A 7,921-nucleotide genomic window follows, 5' to 3' on the forward strand; every position below is an offset into this window, starting at 1 on the left:
GTTGTCAAAGAATTAAAAAAGGAAAAAACATTTCCAAATGGTGCTGAAATCCGAACAGCCCATAACTGGCTCTCAACATTAACGCTGCCTTGAACTTTTTTGCAATTCCTGGAATCTTTGTTAAAATAATGAACAGGTTCTGGCGGGCGGGTATTATAGATGACGCTGATCAAAGTAGGGTTAATTATTAAAGATCGTCAAAATGAAACATTTTTCATTATTGCGCCATATAAAACAAACTGACAATTTTCTCAAATGACTGCAGCCCATTTTCAAATGTTATTTTTTTGTCATCAACATCATATGACATTGCATCAACAAACCGAATATATTCCACTTGATAGAGAGAATCTTCCGTTAATTTTATCAACGTTTCACCGGCAAGCTCTTTGACACTTTTTCCCCTTTCAGAGCCACATCTCCCTCGATCTTTCTTAAATGCAGCGCGAACCATTTCGACAAATGCGCCACTTTCTAAAACCAATTCTTCTAATGCAGACAAATCATGAAGGTGCCTTATCATTGTCGGATCATTTTGAGGCGTACCCAGTTTGAAGTTCCGGTCTTTTATATTTACTCTCCAGAGAAGCGCACTGAACTTATTGGCAGCGGTTTCTACAGGAGAGACAGTATTCATCTTACAATCCGGCTCCTGCGCAGTAAATTGTGTAATAAAAGATTGAATAGATGTCGGTATAGTCGATAGTAGGGTTTCATCGAAACTGAACTCTACTTTTAAGTGTGGACGTAAAATTTCAGATGGGCCATAATGCTGTGGATATTCAACATTAAGGCTGAAAAATTTACTTTCATTCCGACTTTTAAGCGATTCTTCTAAGATAGAAATATCATCTATCTCTCGTAATATAGAGAGGACATTTGCTCTTGCCGCTTTCCTTTGACTTCTGGTAAAATTTGAAGATGTAACAATTATAAAATCCAAATCTTCAGAAAATCGCTTTATCAATCCATACCCTTTGGAAAGGGATGTCCCACCGGTAAAAACAATATTCAAGTTAGATAGTGAAGAAATTGCTTCTAAAACCTGTACAGCAAACCAGTCTTTTTCTATAAATGAGGCATCAACCCCAAGTTCGGTCGCAATATCTTCCAGTAATTCAACGGTTGGAAACTTTTTCATATTTCACAAATCTGCCATTAAAACCAATTTTTTTATTTACTCTTTTATTAACACCAATCACTATACCGGTAGGCACCTGGGTCGTCTTCCCTTTGTTATACTCTCGTTCATAGTGAGCAGGAAGAACTGTAACACCAGACTTTTTTAAAGCAATGACAGCAATAGTCCTGAGATTCTGTTCAGGAACAGGTTTCTTGGTAATTAATGATATCCTTGCCCGTGTATAGACACCTTGACCGACACGAATAATAATATTTTTCTGAATCAATTTTCTCAATACGCGCAGCACCTGATCCCGGTCAGAAAAATCTGCAAAATCGGATGGTATAAATGTAGACACTTTAGCACGTTTAATACGATAATAAATTTTTCTTTCTAATGTTTTTTTGACCTTGGCAACCATAGGCAAACTCCATACAAATATACGACAATTAAAATAAAGTCAATAAAGATCCGACCTGCCTAAAATTGATGCTAAAAACAAAGGCATGATCAAAAATGCCATGTCACCGGAGAAATAAACGGCATCCCGACCATGCCACTGCCGCTTTCGCTGCTGCGTCTTTAGGAAACAGCCATGATCCAATTCTTCACACCTGTAAATTCATAATGTATTTAGTGAAACACACCCGTAAAATAATAATCAAGGTTTGTTAAATCTCATATTTTATGATATCTTAAGTGTCTATAATGAACAAAAATTAAGGATGTGACTTATCAATGCAACGTCAACAATTACAATTTCTTGATAACTGGCTGAATAACAAAAATCGTAAGCCACTTATTATTCGTGGTGCCCGACAGGTGGGCAAATCGACTTTGGTGGAATTATTTGCCAAAAAATATAAAAAATCTTTACTCAATGTAAATCTGGAACGTCATCCTGAGTTGTCGCACATATTTTCCGGTAAAGACCCGGACCAGATTATTCAGCAAATTGAATTTCTGCCAAACATGGGGAGTGTCAATAAAGAAGCTGTCTTGTTTCTTGATGAAATACAGGCAGTCCCGGAAGCTATCCCGGCGTTGCGTTATTTTTATGAAGACAAACCTGAACTTCCGGTTGTGAGTGCAGGCTCTTTGCTGGAATTCACCTTGTCTGATCATTCTTTTCCCATGCCTGTCGGAAGGATACAGTATCTTCATATGGGGCCGATGACTTTCACTGAATTCCTTGGTGCACTTGGCGAAAAAAAGCTTCAGTCTTTTATAATGAATTATAGATATGGTCAGGAAATCGGCGAAATTGTACATCAACGTTTATCAAATTTACTGCGCTCTTATTACTATATTGGCGGAATGCCGGAAGCAGTAGCTGTTTTTGCCGACACTCAAAGTTATAAAAGTGTCAGTCAGGTTCATAATTCCATCATCGAAACCTATCGAGAAGATTTCCCCAAATATGCTGGGTCAAGAAATCTTCACCGGATGCTTAATGTTTTTAATTTTGTCGCAAGAAATGTGGGGCGAAAAATAAAATATAGTAACATTTCACTGCAGGATCAAAGTGTTACCATAAAAAAAGATCTTGAACTGCTGTCCATGGCACGGGTTATCGGGAAAGTGACTCACAGCCATTGTTCAGATCTGCCGCTGCAGGCTGATATAAATGAAAAAGTTTATAAAACACTCTTCCTGGATGTCGGTTTGATGAATGCTGTTTGTGGCCTGGACTGGCGTGTTGTTTCCCAAATGGATGATATGAAATTAATTAACGAAGGCGCCATGGCTGAGCAATTTGCAGGACAGCATTTACAAGCCCTGCTTTCGGACACGCCAAACAGAGAGTTAACTTATTGGCTGCGTGAGGGCCGCTCATCTAATGCTGAACTGGATTTTGTGATCGGAATAGCCGGTGCTGTTATTCCAATAGAAGTTAAAGCAGGCGCAGCAGGAAAACTGAAATCTTTACATCAATTTATGGGTAGTAAACAGGCACCGCTTGCCATTCGCTTTGATACATCCCTGCCGTCTGTCCATCAGATAAAGACTGTTATTAACCTGAACAAACAACGCAAAAAAATTACCTATCCCTTAATGTCTCTGCCTTTGTACCTGATTGAACGTCTGAAAATCATTATTGAGGATTATTTAGATCATTGAATGAAAATTCCTATTGTCTGTACCAGATTTTTAAATATTGATAAAATGATCCACACTAAGTCACAATAAGTGTAACCTAATGTGGAGCGACAAAGAGATATGCAGCCTGTTAAGCGACTTAATCATATTATATCAGAACTCGCGAATGAAGACCATTATCTGTTTTCACTGAACGACTTGCGTGGAGCCAGTCCGGAACAAAAAAGGATCAGGCTCTCCGAGTGAACTGCGGACAGCTGAATAACGGGCACAATTATGAGAAATGTGCCATGTAAAAAAGAACAGAAATTTAATCATCACAAGATCCGATTAATTTTATTTCATCGCCTATCACCTGGAACAGCTCAAGTGGTTTAACGGGTTCACCCTGGGGGCCAAAAGATGTGGGACAGGTGATTGTTTTGTTAAACGTGTTTGACTGAAGATACTTTACCACGTCTTTTCTTGAACTGACCGTTGGAGAAGACAGGGTATTCATGATAATCATGGCTGTATCATAGGCGATGGCTTCACTGTATTCAGGGAAGTTGTCTGTGGCTTTAAAATAGGATGAAATAAAATCCTTGACCCTTTTTGATTCAGAATCCAGATAAAACCCATCCGGGAAAATTGCTGTTTGAACATACTCTTTTGCCAGCAGCAGCTTCTGAGAATTCCAAAGATTTGTTCCCATGAGCTGCACGTCAATCCCATGATATTTCAGTTGCGGTGCGATCATATTGATCATGCCTGGCGTATCAGGAATAAACAATACATCAAAATCAATCTTTGCCCTGTAAATTTTATTTCGCTTCTTTACTTCATCCTCTTCCAGATCCACATATTCACCATTTTCATCAAGCGTTTGATACCCTGTAATCAATTTTTTGATCTGATCGGAAAAATCTGTTTGAGACGGCTCATATGAAACCATTGTGGCCAGTTCAGCATCATACTGAGAAATAACATCAATAAATGCGGCTTTAAATACCATGCCGTATTTTTCATTGGGGTATAAAATGGCAAACCGGGTAAATCCGTATTGATCCAGAAAATAGGATGTCCCGGTTCTGATCTGCATGGCCGGTGTCATATAGTTTCTTAAAATAAATTGGCCTGCTTTGGTCACATCAGGTTTCTGAGACATTATCATCATGGGGATACCCAGATTATTTGATTCAATCGCAGCAGAACGAACGGTTATCATGGGTCCGATAATACAGGAGACCTTTTCTTTTTCAAACTTTTTGACCGCCTTTACAGCAGCAGCCGGATCAGAGGCAGTGTCTTTAACAGAAAGTTGAAAAGCCATGCCGCTTTGTGCATCATTAAATTGGTTGACTGCCAGCTGAATGGTGTCGAGTACTCTATGGCCTGCCAAATGATAATATCCGGTCAAGGGCAGCAAAACACCTATTCTGTTTTTTTTGAACACCGTCTTTTTTTTTATTTTTTTTAGTGAAGTAACCTCAGCTATTTTTTTTGTCAGCGCCCGGACCCGGGATTGATTCGTTTCACGGTCCAGATACTCAAGGGCTTCACCATAAAAGTGAAATGCGTTCGTCTTTTCCCCCCGTGCATTGAAAATATCACCAATCCATTCCAGTGCCTTTACATAGTGTTCAACAGAGCACGGATTTTCAACTATTGCGATCCCTGTATCCAGGGCTTTGCTAAAGCTTTTTTCTAAAAACAATTCTTCGATCTCTATCAATTTCAAATCTTGCTCATTACAGATTTCCGGATTTGTCAAATCAGACGTAATCACAGGAAGGGGGGGGATGTTAATGATTTCCTTTTTTTGAGCACAGGAATAGAAAACAATAAAATAAATACTAATGAATGCAATAAACGTCTTATTCCTCAAATACCGTTTCACAACACCTTTATGATCTAAAATGGTTATTTATTTACAATTGCAACATTCTATTCTATTGTATAATGAATATGACATATGGCAGCTTTTCTTACAAGTACGAATATCTGTGTCAAAAACAATTATGATGGATATAAAACATATGGGTGAAAGAATACTGGTTGTAGATGATCGTCCACTGAATATCGAACTTCTGGATGCCATCCTTACTTCAGCAGGATATACTGTGGAGTCTGCTGAAAGCGGTAAAGAAGCGCTTAATAAAATATTCAAGGACCCTCCGGACCTGATCCTGCTGGATGTCATGATGCCGGAAATGAACGGATATGAAGTATGCCGAAGGATTAGAAAAAACACCTCTTTACCCTATGTCCCTGTCGTCTACATAACGGCAAGTGAACTCGAACAGGAAAACATCATAGAGGGTCTGGATGCAGGCGGGGATGACTATATTCGTAAACCGTTTAAAATGGCGGAATTACTGGGAAGAATTAAGTCCTGTCTGCGTGTAAAATCACTATATGATGACTTGGCAAAGACTAAAACAGAACTGTCCCGATACGTCTCCCTGCCAACACTGAAAATGGTTGAAAACAAAATTCACCCCCACCCGGAACCTGAGAATCACGATGCATATGTAACCATTCTGTTTTCTGATATTCGAGGATTCACCCAAATCTCAGAAGGAATGACCCCAGCAGATATCTTTGATAAACTGAATATCAATATTGGAACGCAGCTCAAAATTATTGAAAAATATCAGGGCATTATCGAAAAACTTAACGGTGATGAGATCATGGTGGTGTTTGAAGGACCGGATATGGCTAATAACGCTGTTCGATGTGCTCTTGAAATTATCCATACGTTGTCAGAATCAGAAGGCAGTGGAAAACTTGAGTTCTCTTATGTGGGTATCGGCATTAATACAGGTCACATTTATATGGGCAACATAGGGAATGAATCATTCAGGGACTATACTGTTATCGGAAACACGATTAATATTGCAGCACGCCTTTGTGGACTTGCTGATAAATTTGAAGTCCTGCTTACCCAGACAACCCTGGCATCTATTGATCAGGCGCAATTCCATTTCCAGTCCATTGGGGAAAAAATATTTAAGGGATTGAGCAACCCCATAGAAGTGTTTAAGGTGATCCGATGAAAACCACAAAGAATCCATTAAAACAGAAACTCTTTATCATTGAAGCACTGGTCTTTCTCATACCTGTCCTCGCTGGTATTTATATTTATTTTGAAAAAGGGATCTCCTTTGAAAATAATCATATTCTAATTATTCTTGCATCTCTATGTCTTATTCTGGGTGGGATGCTGTTACTCAGGCAGGTTTTCGATCGAATACTCATGATCCAAAACATAATGAAAACAGCAGAGTGTGGAGAGCAGTATGTTATAGATGCACAAAAAGATACCGGTGACCTGCATGAGATTACAAACTCTTTCAACAATCTGATGAATAATTTCCAGGAATCCAACAAAGAACTTCAACGCAGCATCGAGGAAATCGCTGAAAGGAAAAAAGTGGCGGCGGCGCTTCAACGTGCAAAGGAAGAGGCAGAGGCAGCTAATATGGCCAAGAGTCGATTTCTTGCCAATATGAGTCACGAATTTCTCAGTCCACTCAATGATGTTATCGGATTTTCCCAGCTACTGAAAGCCAATACCCATGGAGAACTGAATGAAAAACAGATGGAATATACCAATAATGTACTGGAAAGCGGTCAACACCTTGTAAGATTGACAACTGAAATTCTTGAGCTTTCAAAAATAGAAACAAGGCGTATAGAACTAAAACTGTCAGAGTTTGACGCGACTGATGAGTTACAGGACGCGGCGAACCTGGTCACAGCATCTGCCGATAAAAAAGAAATCGCCCTGACATTAGACGTGCAACCGGATATGCCGCCCATCACTGCAGATCAGGACAGCTTTCAACATATTGTCCTTAATCTTTTAAACAATGCCTTGAAATTCACATCTGCCGGGGGATCGATTGCTCTCGCTGCAAAAATAATTAAGGGTTCCGAGTTGCAAATTCCGGGTTTGGGAAAGCTCAAAAATTTCCTTCAAATTTCTGTATCAGACACTGGCATTGGCGTTAAACCTGAAGATCAGGAAAGAATTTTTTCCATATTTGAACAGGTGGATACGTCCTCAAAAAGGCGATTCAATGGAAGCGGGCTGGGGCTTGCGATGAGCCGTAAACTTGTGGAACTCCACAAAGGAAAGATCTGGATAGAAAGTGACGGAGATGACAAAGGAAGCAGGTTTAGCTTTGTTCTGCCACTTAAATCGGATAAAAGGTGAAAAAAAGGGCCTTGGAAAACTCCCAAAACCCTTGTTATTTTAAAATGGAGGCGGCTTCCGGATTTGAACCGGAGAATAACGGCTTTGCAGGCCGTTGCCTTACCCCTTGGCCAAGCCGCCTTGTTTTATTATATGGAGCGGGAAACGGGATTTGAACCCGCGACTTCGACCTTGGCAAGGTCGCACTCTACCACTGAGTTATTCCCGCTCAACAAACAAAAAGGATTTATATACTCCGCCATTGAATTTGTCAATATCAAATTTGATATCACCCTTAAAATGAAAGAAATTTTCTGGCCTTAATAAAGTAATCAAGCCCTGACCACACTGTAAAAATCAATGCGCCGTAAAGAAAGAACACCCCAATGGCATTGAAGTTGATTCCCAGATAATTATAATGCATGGTTAAGGGTATAATCGCTGCAATCTGAAAACCGGTTTTGTATTTTCCCAGCCAAGAGGCTGCAACATCCTGGCCGTTTTCAATTAATACACAT

Annotated in this window: 7 protein-coding genes and 2 tRNA genes; 3 read left to right on the forward strand and 6 right to left on the reverse strand. The window is 39.6% G+C overall.

Features of this window, described 5'->3' with window-relative positions:
- Positions 1-217 precede the first annotated feature (217 nt).
- Positions 218-1,141, reverse strand: coding sequence for a nucleotidyl transferase AbiEii/AbiGii toxin family protein (locus tag HGJ91_RS10495; RefSeq protein ID WP_291347702.1), 924 nt, complete (start codon positions 1,139-1,141; stop codon positions 218-220).
- Entirely contained in the window at positions 1,119-1,544 is a 426-nt protein-coding gene (locus tag HGJ91_RS10500) for a DUF6088 family protein (RefSeq protein ID WP_291347703.1), read from the reverse strand. Before HGJ91_RS10500 ends, HGJ91_RS10495 begins: the two co-directional genes overlap by 23 nt.
- A gap of 317 nt (positions 1,545-1,861) precedes the next feature.
- Here HGJ91_RS10500 and HGJ91_RS10505 point away from each other — a divergent pair, with 317 nt between their 5' ends.
- Positions 1,862-3,244 (forward strand): ATP-binding protein, encoded by a 1,383-nt coding sequence (locus HGJ91_RS10505; protein ID WP_291347704.1) that lies wholly within the window; start codon positions 1,862-1,864, stop codon positions 3,242-3,244.
- A gap of 289 nt (positions 3,245-3,533) precedes the next feature.
- On the opposite strand, the gene HGJ91_RS10510 is transcribed toward HGJ91_RS10505, so the two are convergent.
- Complete coding sequence (locus HGJ91_RS10510) at positions 3,534-4,943, reverse strand: penicillin-binding protein activator (RefSeq protein WP_291347705.1); 1,410 nt, start codon at positions 4,941-4,943, stop codon at positions 3,534-3,536.
- A gap of 298 nt (positions 4,944-5,241) precedes the next feature.
- Between HGJ91_RS10510 and HGJ91_RS10515 the strand changes: the two genes are divergently transcribed.
- Both HGJ91_RS10515 and HGJ91_RS10520 read left to right on the forward strand, forming a co-directional pair.
- The gene (locus HGJ91_RS10515) at positions 5,242-6,261 is read left to right on the forward strand and encodes a response regulator (protein ID WP_291347706.1); all 1,020 of its coding nucleotides are present in this window, start codon (positions 5,242-5,244) and stop codon (positions 6,259-6,261) included.
- Complete coding sequence (locus HGJ91_RS10520; protein ID WP_291347707.1) at positions 6,258-7,424, forward strand: HAMP domain-containing sensor histidine kinase; 1,167 nt, start codon at positions 6,258-6,260, stop codon at positions 7,422-7,424. The genes HGJ91_RS10515 and HGJ91_RS10520 overlap by 4 nt, the downstream gene beginning before the upstream one ends.
- Positions 7,425-7,469: 45 nt before the next feature.
- Here the strand turns inward: HGJ91_RS10520 and HGJ91_RS10525 are convergent.
- The 3 genes from HGJ91_RS10525 to HGJ91_RS10535 all read right to left on the reverse strand — a co-directional run.
- Positions 7,470-7,544 (reverse strand) — tRNA-Cys (locus HGJ91_RS10525).
- Between the two features lie 13 nt (positions 7,545-7,557).
- Positions 7,558-7,632 (reverse strand) — tRNA-Gly (locus HGJ91_RS10530).
- A gap of 66 nt (positions 7,633-7,698) precedes the next feature.
- On the reverse strand, positions 7,699-7,921 hold a 223-nt coding region (locus HGJ91_RS10535; RefSeq protein WP_367142597.1), incomplete at its 5' end, for a CDP-alcohol phosphatidyltransferase family protein.

This window comes from Desulfobacula sp. (genome assembly GCF_014237455.1).
Classification (GTDB): Bacteria; Desulfobacterota; Desulfobacteria; order Desulfobacterales; family Desulfobacteraceae; genus Desulfobacula.